The sequence below is a fragment of the Brachybacterium squillarum M-6-3 genome, from assembly GCF_000225825.1.
Classification (GTDB): domain Bacteria; phylum Actinomycetota; class Actinomycetes; order Actinomycetales; family Dermabacteraceae; genus Brachybacterium; species Brachybacterium squillarum.
In genome coordinates, this window is the sequence record NZ_AGBX01000007.1 from 380,585 (window position 1) to 396,731 (window position 16,147).

Annotated in this window: 11 protein-coding genes; 2 read left to right on the forward strand and 9 right to left on the reverse strand. The window is 74.4% G+C overall.

Translation table 11 applies throughout. The features are described from left to right. Nucleotides 1-77: 77 nt before the first annotated feature. From holA to OM98_RS11435, 8 genes are all read right to left on the reverse strand, one after another. Nucleotides 78-1,064 carry a DNA polymerase III subunit delta gene (gene holA / locus OM98_RS11400; RefSeq protein WP_010534757.1) on the reverse strand — a complete coding sequence of 329 codons (987 nt, stop codon included), beginning with the start codon at nt 1,062-1,064 and terminating at the stop codon, nt 78-80. 52 nt (nt 1,065-1,116) lie between these two features. Then, nucleotides 1,117-3,468, reverse strand: coding sequence for a ComEC/Rec2 family competence protein (locus OM98_RS11405; RefSeq protein ID WP_033195169.1), 2,352 nt, complete (start codon nt 3,466-3,468; stop codon nt 1,117-1,119). Continuing rightward, on the reverse strand, nt 3,468-4,106 hold the full coding sequence (locus tag OM98_RS11410) for a ComEA family DNA-binding protein (protein WP_245528773.1): 639 nt from the start codon (nt 4,104-4,106) through the stop codon (nt 3,468-3,470). The genes OM98_RS11405 and OM98_RS11410 overlap by 1 nt, the downstream gene beginning before the upstream one ends. A 340-nt stretch (nt 4,107-4,446) precedes the next feature. After that, nucleotides 4,447-5,151, reverse strand: a complete 705-nt coding sequence (locus OM98_RS11415) for a vitamin K epoxide reductase family protein (protein WP_010534760.1) — start codon at nt 5,149-5,151, stop codon at nt 4,447-4,449. Between the two features lie 14 nt (nt 5,152-5,165). Continuing rightward, a complete protein-coding gene (locus OM98_RS11420; protein WP_010534761.1) occupies nt 5,166-6,161 on the reverse strand; it encodes an NAD-dependent epimerase/dehydratase family protein in 996 nt (331 codons plus the stop codon). Next, nucleotides 6,158-8,842, reverse strand: coding sequence for an alpha/beta fold hydrolase (locus OM98_RS11425; RefSeq protein WP_010534762.1), 2,685 nt, complete (start codon nt 8,840-8,842; stop codon nt 6,158-6,160). The genes OM98_RS11420 and OM98_RS11425 overlap by 4 nt, the downstream gene beginning before the upstream one ends. Then, nucleotides 8,836-9,861 carry a 3-oxoacyl-ACP synthase III gene (locus tag OM98_RS11430; protein WP_010534763.1) on the reverse strand — a complete coding sequence of 342 codons (1,026 nt, stop codon included), beginning with the start codon at nt 9,859-9,861 and terminating at the stop codon, nt 8,836-8,838. The genes OM98_RS11425 and OM98_RS11430 overlap by 7 nt, the downstream gene beginning before the upstream one ends. Before the next feature lie 311 nt (nt 9,862-10,172). Next, complete coding sequence (locus tag OM98_RS11435) at nt 10,173-11,156, reverse strand: sugar phosphate isomerase/epimerase family protein (protein WP_010534764.1); 984 nt, start codon at nt 11,154-11,156, stop codon at nt 10,173-10,175. Between the two features lie 158 nt (nt 11,157-11,314). Between OM98_RS11435 and OM98_RS11440 the strand changes: the two genes are divergently transcribed. After that, nucleotides 11,315-11,956: a thymidine kinase gene (locus OM98_RS11440; protein ID WP_010534765.1), complete on the forward strand. Its 642-nt coding sequence runs from the start codon at nt 11,315-11,317 to the stop codon at nt 11,954-11,956. A gap of 78 nt (nt 11,957-12,034) precedes the next feature. Here the strand turns inward: OM98_RS11440 and OM98_RS11445 are convergent, their stop codons facing one another. Further along, the gene (locus OM98_RS11445; RefSeq protein WP_010534766.1) at nt 12,035-12,388 is read right to left on the reverse strand and encodes a hypothetical protein; all 354 of its coding nucleotides are present in this window, start codon (nt 12,386-12,388) and stop codon (nt 12,035-12,037) included. A 260-nt stretch (nt 12,389-12,648) separates the two neighbouring features. Here OM98_RS11445 and OM98_RS11450 point away from each other — a divergent pair, with 260 nt between their 5' ends. Further along, complete coding sequence (locus tag OM98_RS11450) at nt 12,649-16,110, forward strand: bifunctional proline dehydrogenase/L-glutamate gamma-semialdehyde dehydrogenase (RefSeq protein WP_010534767.1); 3,462 nt, start codon at nt 12,649-12,651, stop codon at nt 16,108-16,110. Nucleotides 16,111-16,147: the final 37 nt, after the last annotated feature.

The window sequence follows — 16,147 nt, forward strand, 5'->3', positions numbered from 1 at the left end:
GAAGGCCCCGCACACCTCGGGTGTGCGGGGCCTTTCCGTATGCGCGGGCCGGCGAACGGTGCGGTCAGTGGTCGCGCTCAGCCGGCGCGGCGGGCGCGGCAGATGGCCATCACCATGCGCTGGGTGGACCAGTGGGGGTCGCGGCCGGCGCCCTTGACCTCGTGGTCGGCGCGGGCGACGGCCTCGATGGCGCGGGCCAGGGAGCGGTCGGTCCAGGCGCGGACCTCGCGGGTGACGTTGCGGATCATCCAGTCCGGCATCCCGAGGCTGCGGGCGCTCGCGCCGGGGGCGGAGACCTTGGCGAGCTGGCGCATCTTCATCGCCATCGCGGCGACGATCGGCACCGGGTCCGCCCCGGCCAGGGTGGCCTGCTGCAGGAGCTGCAGGGCCTCCTGCTCGCGGCCGGCGATGGTCGCATCGGCGACGGCGAAGGCGGTGGACTCGACGCGGCCGGCGGTGACCTCCCGGACCTCGGTGAGGGTGAGGACCGGGGCCTGCTCGCCGGGCTCGGGGGTGGTGTCCTCCAGGAGCTGCCGGGTGATGGCGGCGAGCTCGGCGAGGTCCGTGCCGAAAGCGTCCACCAGGGCGGTGGCGGCGTCGGGCTGGATGCGGCGGCCGGCGCGGGCGACCTCGGCGGCGACGAAGGCCTGCTTGTCGGCGGCGCGCTTGACGGGGCTCGCGTCCACGCGCGGCACCCCGGCCTTCTTCAGGGCGTCGAGCAGCTTCTTGCCGCGGTTGCCGCCGCGGTGGACGAGCACCAGGGTGACGTCCGGCTCAGGGGCGGGCAGGTAGTCGAGGATCTCGGCGATGAGCTTCTCGGGGGCGCTCTGCAGCTCGGGCACCAGCACGAAGCGGGGCTCGCCGAACAGGGAGGGGCTGGCCACCTGGGTGAGGGCACCGGGGCCGAGGGCATCGCCCGAGAGGTCGTGCACGGCCACCTGCGGGTCGGCCTCGCGGGCCAGTCCTCGCAGACGCTGCACGGCGCGGTCCGCGATCAGGGACTCGGTGCCGTGGACCAGCACGATCGGCGCGAGGGCGACGCTGTGCCACTCGACATCGCTCACCGGGACTCCTCTCCCACGGGGACGCCGCCGCTGGTGACGGGCGGGCCCGATCCTACCGGGGAGGTCCGACGGATCTCGCCTCGGGATCCGGGCCGGGGCCGAGCACGACGGTGCCGTCGCGGTCGGTGCGCAGCACGACCGATCCTTGTTGTTCGAGCATGCCGAGCAGCTCCGGCGTGGGGTGGCCGAAGGTGTTGTCCTGGCCGACGGTGACCAGGGCGGTGCGCGCATCCAGGGACTCGTAGAGCACGGGCTCCTGGAAACGGGAGCCGTGATGGGCGACCTTCACCACGTCAACGGGGCCGGGGTCGAGCTCGGCCAAAACGGCCTGCGCGGCGGGCTCGAGGTCGCCGAGGGCCACCAATCGGGTGCCGTCGGCCCAGGTGGCGGACAGAGTGATCGAGCAGTCGTTGGCGGCGTCCTGCTCGCCGGTGTCGGCATCGAGGCGCGCCGCCTGCTCGATGGCCGCGAGGTCGGGCGGCCACAGCACCTCCAGGTCCAGGCCATCCCCCGCCCAGGAGTCCCCGCGCAGCGCGGTCTCCGGCGCAGGCTCCGGGGCGGCCTGCGTCCCGGACTCGGGCAGCGGACACACCCACTGCGCGGCCGGGATCCGGGCACCGCGCAGGGCCTCGGCTCCGCCGGTGTGGTCGGCGTGCGGGTGGCTGAGGATCAGCAGGTCGATGCGGCGCACCTCCAGCAGGTCCAGGCAGCGGGTGAGCAGGGCCGGGTCCGGCCCGGTGTCCACCAGCACCGTCGGCGAGTCGGGGCCGCTCCCCCGCAGCACCATCGCATCGCCCTGGCCGACGGCACAGGCGGCGATCCGCCAGGAGTCGTCGGTGGCGCCCGGCAGCAACCGCACCGCGGGCGGGGCGAGCAGGACGACCAGCAGCGCGGCCGTGGCCCAGCGGACGGGGCGGCGGTGGCGCAGGGCGAGGGCCACGGCCAGGGCGGCGAGGATCCCGGCGGCCGCGAGGGCACCGGTGGCCCCGGCCGGCACGGGCACCCGGGAGCCGGGGAGTGCGTCAGCGGTATGGGCGGTCAGCAGCACAACGTGGGCGCCTCCGGCCCCCATCTGGGCGAGTAGGGCCCCGGCAGCGGGCCAGACCAGGCCTGCCACGAGGGCGAGGATGCCGAGCACGGTGGTGGGGCCGACCAGGGGCGCGACGGCCATATTCACGGCGACGGTCCACAGGGACACCTCGGGGGCCAGCAGGATCAGCACCGGCGTACAGACCAGTTGGGCCACCAGCGGCACCGCGAGCACGAGCGCGGCGGACACCGGGAGGCGCTGCCCGGTGGCCGCGTGGAGCACGCGGGCCAGCGGCGGCGCGGCCAGCAGGATCGCCCCGGTGGACAGGGCGGAGAGCAGGAAGCCCACGGAGGCGGCAGTGACCGGGTCGAGCACGGACCACAGGGCGACGGCGGCGGCGAGGCAGGCGACCGGGGAGGCACGCACCCCGGCCAGGCGGGCCAGCAGCAGCGGCAGGGCCATGGTGGCGGCCCGCTGCACGCTGGGTTCGTCCCCGACCAGGGCGACGTAGGCGCCTGCGAGCACGATCGCGGCCAGCAGTCGCGGTCGGCGCCGCACCCCGAGCAGCAGCAGCGGCACCAGCACCGCCGCGATCACCAGGGCGATGTTGGCTCCCGAGACCGCTACCAGGTGCGAGATCCCGGCGCGGCGCATCGCCTGCTCGCTGTCCTCGCCGAGGCCGTGGGTGTCGCCGGTGGTCATGCCGCGCAGCAGGGCCGCCTCGTCGGCGGGCAGGGCGGCGGTGCGGTCGCGGAAACCGAGGCGGAGGCGCTGGCGGAGGTCCTGGGCGGCGCCGCCGGGGCCGTTCGTCGCCGCCGGTGCCACGGTGCGCGCCTGGAGCACCAGCAGCCCGTCGGCGTCGCGCAGGGTGCCGCGGACGATGACCACCTGGCCGTCGCCGACCCCGGAGAGTCCCTCGGCGCCGGCGTCCTCGGCGCGCAGCAGGACGGGCACGGCGGCGGGCAGCACGGTCTGCTCTGCGCCGAGCTCCGCGGGACCGCGCAGGGTGCGGGCGCGAGCCTGCAGCCCGGTGCGGGCCCAGGCAGGGCCGCTGCTCGGCGCCTCCGGCTCGGAGGCCAGCCGCACGGCCAGCTCCACCGTGCTGCCGGAGGCGCCCGCCAGCGCGTCCCGTGCCGCCTCCTGACGGTGCAACGCGGGCATCAGCAGCGACGCGGCGAGCAGCACCAGGGCGAGATGCGCGGTGAGGGGACCCCGCCAGGTCGTGCCCGCGCCGGTGAGCAGGGCGGTCAGCACTCCGACGAGCAGCAGCACGCCGGCCGCCAGGGCGGCGCCGGTCCCGGCGAGCGTCCCGAGGATCGCCAGCGCCCAGATCACGAGGGCGGCGGGAACGAGGCGGAGCTCGGCGCTTCCCATCACACGGTCGCCATCGGTCGGATCTCCTCGAGGGTGACGGGGCCGATGCCGGGCACCTCCTCGAGCTCGTCGACGCTGGTGAAGGGGCCGTTCGCATCCCGGTACTCGATGATGCGGGCGGCGATGGCGGGCCCCACCCCGGGCAGCTCCTCCAATGCGGCGGCGTCGGCGGTGTTCAGGTCGATCAGGCCGGAGCCGCCGGCCCCGGCTGAGCCCGTCGCATCGTCCGTGGTGCCCTGTCCGGCGTCGCCGTCCTCGGCGGGCGCGCTCGCGACGGCCGGGGGTTCCTCCCCCGGCAGGGGCACGTGGATCTGCTCGCCGTCCACCAGGGTGCGGGCCAGGTTGACGGAGTCCAGCTCGGCGTCCTCGGTGGGGCCGCCAGCGGCCTGCACCGCGGCGTCCACCCGGCTGCCGGCGGGCAGGGTCACCACCCCTGGCTCGGCGACGGCCCCGGAGACGTGCACGACGACATCCCCGCTCTTCGCGTCGTCGGCGTCGTCGCCCTGCCCGGACGTGCCGCCCTCCGCGGAGGCAGTGCCGTCCGCCGCTGGGCTCGTGGCGCCCTCCGTTCCGGAGGCGGCAGCCGCCTCCGTGGGGTCGGCTGCGGCCGGGGCCGTCGTCTCGATCGCGGTCGGCACGGCGGTCCCCTGCCCCGACAGGTGCACGGCGCCGAGGCCGATCAGCACCAGCACCGCGATGCCCAGCAGCGAGGGCAGGGACGGGGCAGGGAGACGTCGCCGGGCGCCCCCCGGCGAGCCCGACGACGCCTCCCCCGGGGAACGGGCACCCGCAGGCCGCGCGGCGTCCCCACGCCGATGCCGGCCGGCTCGGGCGCCACCTCGGCGCCGATGTCCCGTTCCCATGCCGGAACGCTAGGCGCGCGCCCTCACCGCCCACCCGTGGGGGCAACCGGCTGGGGATGCCCGCGCGGTGGGGAGGAACCGCGCTGCCCCAGGCCCTCCCGTCAGCGGCGGCGGCTCAGAAGCCGAGCACCGCCAGCCACTGCGCCCAGAAGGCGAGCACGATGACCACCACGACCAGCAGGTACCAGGCCAGGGTCAGCAGCACCCAGTGCCGCAGCAGCCCGGCCAGCGTCGCGGGCAGGGGCAGGTCGCCGTCCTCGAGGGTGTGGGCGAGGGTCGCGAAGAACATCGGGGCGGTGCAGACCCAGACCACCATGCACCAGGGGCACAGCGCGCCGATCACGAAGATCGCCGAGAAGGCCAGGAAGTGGATGAAACCGAACGCGAAGGTCATCCCGCCCAGGCGCGCCCAGCGCATCCACGTGGGCAGGCGCACGCCGGAGAGCATCAGCGCACCGAGCACGCCCATGATCGCGAAGCCGGCCAGACCGATCGCCATGTTCGGGATACCGAAGGCAGAGGCCTGCCAGGTCATCATCACGCTGCCACAGGAGATGAAGGGGTTGACGTCGCAGGCGAGGCTCGCCCCCGGGTTCTGCAGCAGGTACAGCTTGTCGATCAGCAGGGTGAGGGCCGCGATCCAGGCGACGGCGCCGCCGATCAGCAGCACGGCCCCGGTGCGCCGCAGCCCGGCGCGGGAGCGCCCCGCCCGTTCGGCGGCCAGCTCGGCGTCGATCTCGGCGCGCAGCGCGGCCTCGTCCTGCAGGCCCTCGCCCTGGACGGACGGATCGGGGGTGGTCTGGGATGGTCCGGGGGTCATGGTGCTCTCCTCGTTCAGGATCCCAGCGGGTGCTCGCGGTACCAGGCGGCGAGCCGCTCGAAGCCCTCGTCCAGGCTGACGGTCGGCTCCCACTGCAGGCGCTCGCGGGTGCGGCGCTGGTCGAACCAGTGGGCGGTGGACATCTGCTCGGCCAGGAACTCCGTCATGGGCGGCTCGTCGTGGCCGGGGCGGGCCTCCCAGAGGCGCTCCACCACGCGGCCGGCCAGGCGCGCCACGGAGCCGGGGATGCGCAGGCGCGGCCCCGGCACCCCGGCGGCCTCGCAGAAGCCGGTGAAGACGTCGCGCACGGTGCGGGGCTCGCCGTTGGTGACCACGAAGCTCTCCCCGTGGACGTCCTCGATGCGGTCCAGGGCCGCGACGATCGCCCCGGCGGCGTTGTCGACGTAAGTGGTGTCGATCAGCGCCATGCCGTCGTCCAGCAGCGGCAGGCGTCCGGTGGAGGCGCGCTCGACGATGCGTCCCACCAGCTGGGTGTCCCCCGGGCCCCACACCACGTGCGGGCGGATCGAGGTGACCAGCAGGCCGTCGTGCCCGTCGGCTGACATCGCGGTCAGCTCGGCGGCGGCCTTGGTGCGGGCGTAGGGGCCGCGGGCCCGCTCGGGGTCCGCGGGGGTGGCGTCGAGGCCGACGATGGCGCTGCCCAGGTGCGCGACGGAGGGCGAGGAGACGTTGACCAGGTGGCCGCCGCCCTGGGCGCGCAGCGCGGCCAGCACGTTCTCGGTGCCGCCGATGTTGATCGCGCGGTACTCCTCCTCCGGGCCGGAAATCGAGACCTTCGCGGCCAGGTGCACGATCGCGTCCCGGCCCTCGGCGGCGCGGGCCACCGCCGCGGGGTCGGTGAGGGAGCCCAGACGGTCCTCGACGCCGGGGATCCCGGCGGGGCGGCGCTGGAAGGCGGCCACCTGATCGCCGCGGTCGCGCAGCAGCTCGGCGACGGCGCCGCCGAGCATCCCCGAGGCGCCGGTGACCAGCACCCGGCGCGGGCTCACAGGGCCTCCGCCCGCTCGCCGCGCAGGGTCTGCTCGCTCCAGCGGGACAGGGCCGCCCGGTCGATCTTCGAGTTGTGGCGGATGTCGGTGGGCAGGGTGCGGGTGGTGAACACGGCCACCACGGGCGCGCCGGTGGCCTCGCCGACGGCGCGACGCACGGCCTGGAACAGGGACGGCTCGGCAGGGCGCGGCTTCCCGGGCTTCCCGGCCCGGTAGCCCTCGGTGGTCTCCAGGACCACGACCACCTGCTGAGTGCCGCGGGGGCCGACGGCCGCGGCGCCGGCGCGGCGCACGGTGGGCACCGACTCGGCGGCGTCCTCGATCCGCACCGGGGTGAACAGGCCCTCGGCGGTGGCGAGCACGTGCGCGGCGCGGCCCTCCACCCAGAGGCGCCCGGCCGCGTCGAGGTGGCCCACGTCGCCGGTGGCATGCCAGCCGGGGAAGCGCATCGAGGTGTGGGTGGTGCCCCACAGCATCAGGTAGCGGTCGCGGACGTGCGGGGCGCGCACCAGGATCTCGCCGGTGACGTCCGCAGCGGTGGAGATCTCCCCGGTGGTGGCTCCGTCTGCGTCCATCACCGCGATGGCCAGCTCGACGCGGGGCACGGGGGTGCCGACGCAGACGCCGGATCCCTCCCCGGCCTCCTCGATGCCGGCCAGGTCGATCGCGGTGACGGCCAGGCACTCGGTCATGCCGTAGGGCGTCAGCGCGCGGGCGGCGGGCATCAGCCCGGCCAGCTCCCGCAGCAGGTGCGGGGCGATGGGCGCGCCGGCGGAGAAGAAGCTCGGCACCCGCGCCAGGGCCGCGCGGCCGCGATCGTCCAGCGTCTCGGCGGTGTCCAGGATGTTGCGCAGCGCCGCGGGGGCGGTGAACACGGCGGGCGCGCCGAGGGCGTCGACCGCCGCGGCGAGGGCGCTCGCGGTGAGCTCCCCGGGGCGGGTGACGTCCATGTCGGGCACCACCGTGGGGGCACCCAGGGCGGGCCCGAGCAGCGCGAAGGGCGCGAAGCCGGCCACCAGGCCGCGCTCCGGGTCCAGCTGCAGGGTGTCGCCGACGGCCGCGAACATCGCGCCCATCTGGGCGTGGGTGTAGACGGCGCCCTTGGCCGGGCCGGTGGAGCCGGAGGTGAACAGCACGGCGGCATCGTCGCCGGGCTCCGGCCAGGCGGCGTCCAGCGGGGCGCCGAGGTCGCGCATGTGGGCGCCGGAGGCGGCGAGCTGGGCGATGGAGGTCTCCACGCCGAGCACGGTGCGGTCCACGGTGGGCAGCTGCTCGACACTGATCCGGCGGCCGGGCCAGCCCAGCGCGCGGGCACCGGTAAGGGCCTTGGGGATGCCGATGATCCAGTCGGGATGGGAGCCGACGACGGCGCGGGTGAGGCCGTCGGTGCCCAGGCCCGCGTCGGCGATCACGGCGACCGCGCCGATGCGCAGGCAGGCGTACAGTACGCCGGTGAGGTCGGCACCGGGGGTGATGAGCACGCTGACCCGGTCGCCGGGTCGCACGCCGTGGGCGAGCATGCCGCTGGCGATGTCCTCCACCCGGCGGTGCAGCAGCGACCAGGTGATCTCGCGGCCGGGGGCGTCCTCGGAGCCGATCTCGACGACGGCGGGGCCGTGGACGTGGCCGGGGTCGGCGGCGAGGCGGGCGATGGCCGCGCCGACGGCGCCGCCGGGGGCCTGCTCGGCATGGGCGGAGACGGGGCGGGCGTCGCGCTCGGCGCGCGGGGCGCCGTGCTCGTCGAAGGGCTCCGCGAGCCAGGCGGCGAGGGTGCCGGCCACGTCGGCGTCCTCCCACACCAGGTGGGAGGTGCCCTCGAAGCGGTGCACGGCGGCGTGCGGCACCCGGGCAATGAGGTCGCGCAGGTAGCGGTCGGAGAAGGTGATGTCCCGCGGGCCCCAGGCGAAGAAGGTGGGCACGTCCAGCTCCTTGATGCCCTCGGCGAGGCGCTCCAGGGTGGGGCGGGAGGGGTGGCCGGCGGTGTCGGGGATGTCGGCGACGAAGTCCTCGATGCCGCGGCGGCGGGCGCGGCCCCGGTAGGGGGCGAGGTAGGCGTCCTGCACCTCGCGCGGCAGCGGCGGCTGCGAGAGCGAGAGGGTGGTGCGCAGGAACGCGTCGGTGAGGGAGGTCGTGGCCGGCAGCACCGCGGGGGCGGTGGCCAGGCGCAGCGCGGCCGGCAGCTGCTCGCCGAGCTCCTGGTGGATCCCGGTGTTGGTCAGCACCATCCCCGCGACGTCGTGGCGGTTGTCCAGCGCCCAGCCCACCGAGACGATGCCGCCCCAGTCGTGGCCGATGGTGACGACGGGACCGCGCAGGGAGAGGGCGTCGGTCAGCAGGGAGAGGTCGGTGATGCGGTCCTGCAGGTGGCGGACGGTGCCGGTGCGCTCGGACCAGCCCATCTCCAGCTGGTCCACGGCGATCAGCCGCCAGGGCAGGTCCTCCCGCACCAGGGAGCGGAACAGGAAGGAGAAGGTGGGGTTGCCGTGCACCGCCAGCAGGGTGCCGCGCGGGGTGATGCCGCGCTCGGCCAGCCAGGGGCCGGAGTCCAGCAGGTGCCAGCGGCGCTCGACGCCCGTGTGGTCGCGGACGTGCTCGATGCGGTGCAGCTGATCGGGGACGCCGGGCTGGGACGGGACCTCGGCGACGTCGCGCACGTGACGGGTCATGCCGGGCATCACCATTCCACCTCCATGAAGGCGGTGTTCAGGCCGGAGCCGACGCCGAGCAGCAGCACCCGCTCCCCGCGCTGGATGTTCTGCTGATGGTTCGCCAGGGTCATCGGCACGGCCTCGGCGGCGATGTTGCCCCAGTCGGGGAAGGTCACGGGGATGCGGTCCATGCCCACCCCGGTGATGGTGGAGAAGTTGCGGGTGTAGACCATCGAGACCTGGTGCGGGATCACGTGCTCGATGCTGCGGAAGTCGTGGCCCTGCTCGTTGGCGTCGCGCCAGGTGTCCATGATCAGGTCGATGCCGTTCTCCAGCAGGCCCGCCGAGTCGGTGCGCATGTCGTCCATGTCGCCGATGCACAGCTCGTGGTGCTGGGTGCCGGCGCGGCCCTGGGTGAGCTTGAGGCGGTGGCCCTCGGGGTGCTTGTCGGTGGGGCCGAGCACGGCGGCGGCGGCGCCGGAGCCGAGGGTGAGGGAGGCGAACTGGTTGTTGAAGTCGTCCCGGGTGGAGGTCTTGGAGTTCAGCCGGTCGATGGTGCCGTGCTGCACCTCCTCGACGTCCTCGGCGCCGACCACCAGCGCGTACTGCACCTGGCCGGAGTCGATCATCCCGGCGGCCATGGTCATCGCGTTGACGAAGCCGAGGCAGGCGTTGGTGATGTCGAAGTTCATGGCGCTCGGGGGCAGGCCGAGCGAGTGGTGCACGGTGGAGGCCACGGCGGGCTCGAGGTGCTGGCGTGAGACGGAGGCGTTGATGATGAGGCCCACCTGGTCGCGCATGATCCCGGCCTTGGCCATGGCGCGCTCGGCGGCGAGCACGATGCCCTGCTTCCATCCGTTCTCGGTGTCCTTCCACCAGCGGCGCTCGTAGACGCCGGCCACGCGCTGCAGCACGCCCTTGGGCAGGCGGAGGCGCTTGCGGGCCGGGGCGAGCATCTCGTCGATCTCGTCGGAGGTGACCCGCACCTGCGGCAGGGTCATCTCGACCGCCAGCAGGGACGTGTTCTGGTGGACGAAGGCGGTGTTCCCCATCTGCGTGCGTGACCTCGTTCGTTCCTCGTCGATGTGATCCGGTGGATCCGGGTGGTGGGCGGCCCCTCGCCGTCCGTGCCGGGGCGCGGGAACGGGGTCGGGCGCTCGCCGGCGTCGATCATTGTCCCACCGGGCCCTGGACGCCCGCCGAAGGGGTGTCCGATCCCACGTCGCCCCGGTCCGCGCCGCCGGCTCCGCCGATCGTGTCCACGAGATGGAGTGTGAGAGGCACTGCCCGCGTATATGCGGGGCACTGTCGCTCTGACTCCATCCGACGGCCAGGCCCGAGCCGGAGCGGGGTGGCGGGTGACTCAGGGGGCGTCGGGGCCAGCCCCTGTGCCTGTCTCCTCGTCCAGGTGATGGCCCAGGTGGTGGCGGGCGAACAGCAGGCACTGCTCGAGCATCCGGGTGCGGGCGGCCTCGCCGCCGGCGCCGCGGGTGTTGACCTCCAGCAGCACGGAGCCGCCCCAGCCGCGGTTGGCCAGGCGCCGCAGCACCTCGGCGCAGGGCTGGTTCCCCTCCCCCGGCGGCAGGTGCTCGTCCTTGGTGGTGGAGCCGGAGCCGTCGGCCAGGTGGAGATGGGTGAGCCGCTCCCCCAGCCGCTCGATCATCGCCAGGGCGTCGTCCCCGGCGGTCGCGGCGTGGGAGAGGTCCACGGTGACGTGGGCGTAGTCCTCGTCGGTGGGGTCGTGGTCGGGCAGATAGGTGAGGACCTCCCGGACGCCGAGCCGCCACGGGTACATGTTCTCCACCGCGATGGCGACGCCGTAGCGGTCCTCCAGCTCGGCGACGCCGTCCACGAACTCGTGGGCGTACCTCCCCTGCCAGCGGAACGGCGGGTGGGCGACCACGGTGGGAACCTCGAGCTCCTGGGCCAGCTGCACGGTGCGCTCGATCTTCACCCAGGGGTCGCGGCCCCACAGGGTCTGCAGGAAGAACAGGGTGGGGGCGTGCAGCGACATGATCGGCTGGTCGTAGCGCTCGGCGTAGGCGCGCAGCGACTCGGGGTCGTGGGTGTCCTTGGCGAAGGACACCATCACCTCCACCCCGTCGTAGCCCACCTGGTCGGCCACCCGGAAGCACTCCTCGACCCCGGCGGGGAACACGGAGGAGGAGGACAGGCCCACGGGGATGCGTCGCTGCGGGGCGTGGTCGCTGCGCGGGTCGCCGGCGGCGAGGCGGCGGGAGAGGCTCTCGCGCCCGGTCCTGTTCGCGGCGTTGGCACGGGTGTAGGGCTTGCGGGCGCCGGCGGGACGCGGGCCGCCCTCGGCGGGGCTCTCACGGCGTGGGCTCACGGCTGCTCCTTCGGGTGGGGACGGGCCGTCGCGGGGGCGGCGACGGACCGCCGACCAGTATGCCCCGCGCGGACGGTCCGGGGACCGACCTACACTCGTCCCCGCGCCTGGGCGTCAGCTGACGCTCCCCCGACCGAGCCCACGGAGCCCCTTCACACATGGCCAAGCTGCACTTCAAGCACGGAGCGATGAACTCCGGGAAGTCCGACACCCTGATCAAGACGGCCTACAACTACGACGAGCGGGGCCTGGCGACGCTCACGGTGAAGCCGGCCCTGGACACCAAGGGCGAGGACCGGGTGGTGGCGAGAGGCGGCGCCAGTCGCCGGGTCGATGTGCTGGCGGCGCCGGAAGAGGACCTGCGCGCCCACGTGCACCGGGTGGCGGACGCGGAGGGGCTGCGGCCGCTGCACGCGGTGCTGGTGGACGAGGCGCAGTTCCTCGAGCCCGCGCAGATCGACCACCTGTTCCTGATCGCGAAGCGGGACGGCATCTCGGTGATCTGCTACGGCCTGCGCACCGACTTCCGTACGACCACCTTCCCGGGGGCGCAGCGCCTGTTCGAGCTGGCCGACAACGTGGAGAAGCTGCCCACCATGTGCCGCTGCGGCTCCCAGGCCGAGTTCAACTGCCGCCGCGTGGGTGGCCGCTACGTCTTCGAGGGCGATCAAGTGGCGATCGACGACGGCCCGGAGGGCGGCGCGCCCGGCGGTCCGGACGACGCGGTCACGTACCAGTCGCTGTGCGGGCCCTGCTTCCTGGACGAACAGCAGCGGGCCGGGGTCACCGTCCTCGGCTGAGCAGGTCCCAGCGGGGAGCGGCGACCCCGGCGCGGGGTGCGCGCGGTCGGTCCCGGCAGGGCCGGACCGACCGAGGGGTCAGGAGCTGAGGGGCTTGTCGTCGCCGACCTCGGCCTCGCCGCCGGCGGCCGGGTTGTCCCCGCTCGGCTCCTCGCCGGAGCCGGAGACCTTGTCCTTGGCGGCGCTCGCGGCACCGGCGGCGGCGCCCTGCACGGCGGAAGCGACCTCGGGGGCCTTCTCCTTCACGGTCTCGGCGGCGTCCTGCGCGGCCTTTCCGGCGGCCTCCTTGGCCTGCTCGGCGCGGCGCTGCACCTCGGGATCGTTCGCCACCTGCTTGGCGGTGCGCTCGAGGGACTCGTACGGGCCGCGGCCCAGCTTGGAGCCGATGACGACGCCGATCGCGATGCCGGCCAGGAACAGGAACTTCTTCATGGGGTTCTCCTTCGCTCGGGGCCGACGGGCGCCCCTGCGCCCCCGGCCGGTGGGGTGCGTGCATGGTGTCACAGAATGGTGACGACGGCTCCCCGGCCGGCCCGGAAGGTCCGGTCCCGGCGACGATGCGGGGGCCGCCCCGCCGTCGCGGGACCGCGTGGTCGGGACCACCCTCCGCGAGGCCCTACGATCGATGGATCGGGGCAGCGTCGCCCCGTGCCGTCCACCCGCCGTTCACGGTGTTAGAGGAGTCATTGCCGGTGTCCCCGACGTCCCCCGATCGCGCCGACCACCTGTCCACGGACCTCACCGCCAGCGAGGTCTCCGCCCAGGTCCGGGACTGGACTGCCGCGGCGGCCACCCGGCCCGTCCCCGGGGCGGCGCAGCTGCTCACCGGGCTGCTGCGGGACCCCAAGGGTCTGGACTTCACCCTCGCCTTCGTGGACCGGGTGATCCGTCCCGAGGACCCGAAGGCCGCGGCCGTGGAGCTGCGCCGGCTGGCGCAGGATCCCCCGCAGTTCCTGCCGCCCGCGATGCGTCGCGTGATCGGCCTGGGCGGGGCCACCTCGAAGCTCGCGCCGCAGCTGGTGGTCCCGACCGCCCGCCGGGTGATGCGGCAGATGGTCTCCCACCTGATCCTCGATGCCCGCCCGGCGCCGCTGACCGCCTCCATCGCGCGGCTCACCGCCGACGGCACCAAGCTGAACCTGAACCTGCTGGGCGAAGCCGTGCTCGGCGCCCAGGAGGCCTCCCGCCGCCTCGAGGGCGTGCGCGAGCTGGTGCGACGCGACGACGTCGACTACGCCTCCATCAAGGTCTCCTCGATCGTGGACCACCTGCCGATGTGGGCCGCCGCCGAGACCGTCGACCACATCGTGGAGACGCTGCTGCCGCTGTACCTGGAGGCGGCCCGTGCGGAGCACCCCACCTTCCTGAACATGGACATGGAGGAGTACCGCGACCTCGAGCTGACCCTGCAGGTCTTCGAGAAGCTGCTGGACCGGCCGGAGCTGGAGGGCTTCCACGCCGGCATCGTGCTGCAGGCCTACCTGCCCGACGCCCCGCGGGCGATGGAGCGGCTGCGGGAGTTCGCCGAGCGCCGTGTCGCCGCCGGCGGCGCCCCCATCAAGGTGCGCCTGGTCAAGGGCGCGAACCTGGCGATGGAGCAGGTCGAGGGCTCGGTCCACGGCTGGCAGCAGGCCCCGCTGCTGAGCAAGGAGGACACCGACGCCCAGTACAAGCGGATGCTGCTGGAGGCGCTGCGCCCCGAGACGCTGGCCTCCGTGCACCTCGGTGTGGCCGGGCACAACCTCTTCGACGTGGCCTTCGCGCACCTGCTGATGACCGAGCGCGGCATCCCCGCCGGGGAGGGCACCGGCGTCGAGTTCGAGATGCTCGCCGGCATGGCGCCCGGCCACCAGTCCGTGGTCCGCGAGGCCGTGGGCACGATGCGGCTGTACGTGCCGGTGGTGCACCCGCAGCAGTTCGACGTGGCCGTCTCCTACCTGGTGCGCCGCCTGGAGGAGAACGCCTCCTCCGAGAACTTCATGTCGGCCCTGTTCGAGCTCGACGAGTCCGCCGAGCTGTTCGCCCGCGAGGAGGGCCGCTTCTCCCGCTCGCTGGCGAAGGCCCTGGGCGAGACCTCCGCGCCCACCCATCGCACCCAGGACCGCACCGGCGAGGCCTACGACGGTCCGCCGGAGCTGGGCTCCGAGGCGCTCCCGACGGTGCCGGGCGCCTTCCGCAACACCCCGGACACCGACATCTCCACCCGCGCCAACCAGCTCTGGGCCGGGCAGATCACCCACCGCATCCGCTCCTCCACGCTCGGCGTGGAGGAGGCCGAGGCGGATCACGTGGACACCCTCGAGGGGGTGGAGGCCGTGATCTCCCGCGCCTTGGAGGCGCAGCGCTCCTGGGCGGCGCTCGGGGTGGAGAAGCGGGCGATGGTGCTGCGCCGGGTGGCGCGGCAGCTGGCCGCCCACCGCGGCGAGCTGCTGGAGGTGATGGCCTCCGAGACCGGCAAGACCCTCGCCCAGGGCGACCCGGAGGTCTCCGAGGCGATCGACTTCGCCCTCTACTACGCCGAGCAGGCCGAGCGGATGGCGCGCCGCGAGGACGTCGTCTTCACGCCGCGGCCGCTGACCCTGGTGACGCCGCCGTGGAACTTCCCGGTGGCGATCCCCACCGGCGGCGCCCTGGCGGCCCTGGTCACCGGCAGCGCCGTGATCATGAAGCCGGCCCCGCAGGCCCGTCGCTGCGGCGCCGTGATCGGAGCGATCATGCACGACGCGGGCGTCCCCGAGGGCGTGTTCACCCTGATCGACGTGCCGGAGGACGAGGTCGGCAAGGCGCTGATCTCCGATCCGCGCATCGAGCAGCTGATCCTCACCGGTGCCTACGAGACCGCCACCCTGTTCTCCTCCTGGCGGCCGCAGCTGCGGGTGCTCGCGGAGACCAGCGGCAAGAACGCTCTGATCGTCACCCCGCACGCGGACCTCGATCTGGCGGCCAAGGACGTCGCCGCCAGCGCCTTCGGCCACGCCGGCCAGAAGTGCTCGGCGGCCTCGCTGGTGATCACCGTCGGCTCGGTCTCGAAGTCCCGTCGCTTCGGGGCGCAGCTGGCCGACGCGGTGCTGTCGCTGCACGTGGGCGAGCCGACCGATCCGACCGTGGAGATGGGCCCGATCATCGAGCCTCCCGGGGAGAAGCTGGCCGCGGGCCTGCACGGCCTCGGCGAGGGGCAGAGCTGGCTGGCCGAGCCGCGGCAGCTGGACGAGGAGGGCCGCCTGTTCACCCCGGGCGTGCGCCGCGGCGTCCGCGAGGGCTCGACCTACCACCTCACCGAGTACTTCGGGCCGATCCTCGGCATCATGCACGCGGACACCCTCGAGGACGCGGTGCGGATGCAGAACGGCACCAGCTACGGGCTGACCGCCGGCCTGCACTCCCTGGATCCCGACGAGATCGCCTGGTGGACCGAGCACGTCGAGGCCGGCAACCTGTACGTGAACCGCGGGATCACCGGCGCGATCGTGCAGCGGCAGCCCTTCGGCGGCTGGAAGCGCTCGGCCGTGGGGCAGACCGCGAAGGCCGGCGGCCCGAACTACCTGATCCACCTGATGGACCAGGCCGACGGGCCGACCATCCCCGATCCCGCCGAGGACCCGGTGGCGTGGCTGGAGGCGGCCCGCGCCTCGGATCTGGAGCAGTGGGCCACCACCTTCGCCCCGCGCGACGAGCAGCAGCTGCACGGCGAGATCAACGTGCTGCGCTACCTGCCGCTGCCGGTGCTGGTGCGCGCCGCCGCGGGCACCCCCGTCCATGAGCTGACCCGCGTGCTGTACGCCGGGGCGACGGTGGGCGCCGAGGTCGAGGTCTCCGTGGCCGAGGAGTCGCTGGTGGCGGTGGCCCGCGAGGCCGGGATCCCCGCCGAGGCGATCCGGGTGGAGGACGCGGACGCCTTCGCGGACCGCCTGCCGGTGCTGACCTGCTCCCGCATCCGCCTGCTGGGCGAGCCCGATCCGACGCTGCTGGCTGCCCACGCCCAGCGCATCGAGATCGCGCTGTTCACCGGGCCGGTGCTGGCCTCGGGCCGGGTGGAGCTGCTGACCTTCCTGCACGAGCAGGCGATCAGCGCCACCAACCACCGCTACGGGAACCTCCTCCCCCACACCCTGGACCTCACCGGGGGCCGGGGCTGGGAGCGCGGGCCCGCCTGATCGGCGGGCACACCCGACGTCGACGACAGGGGCGCGG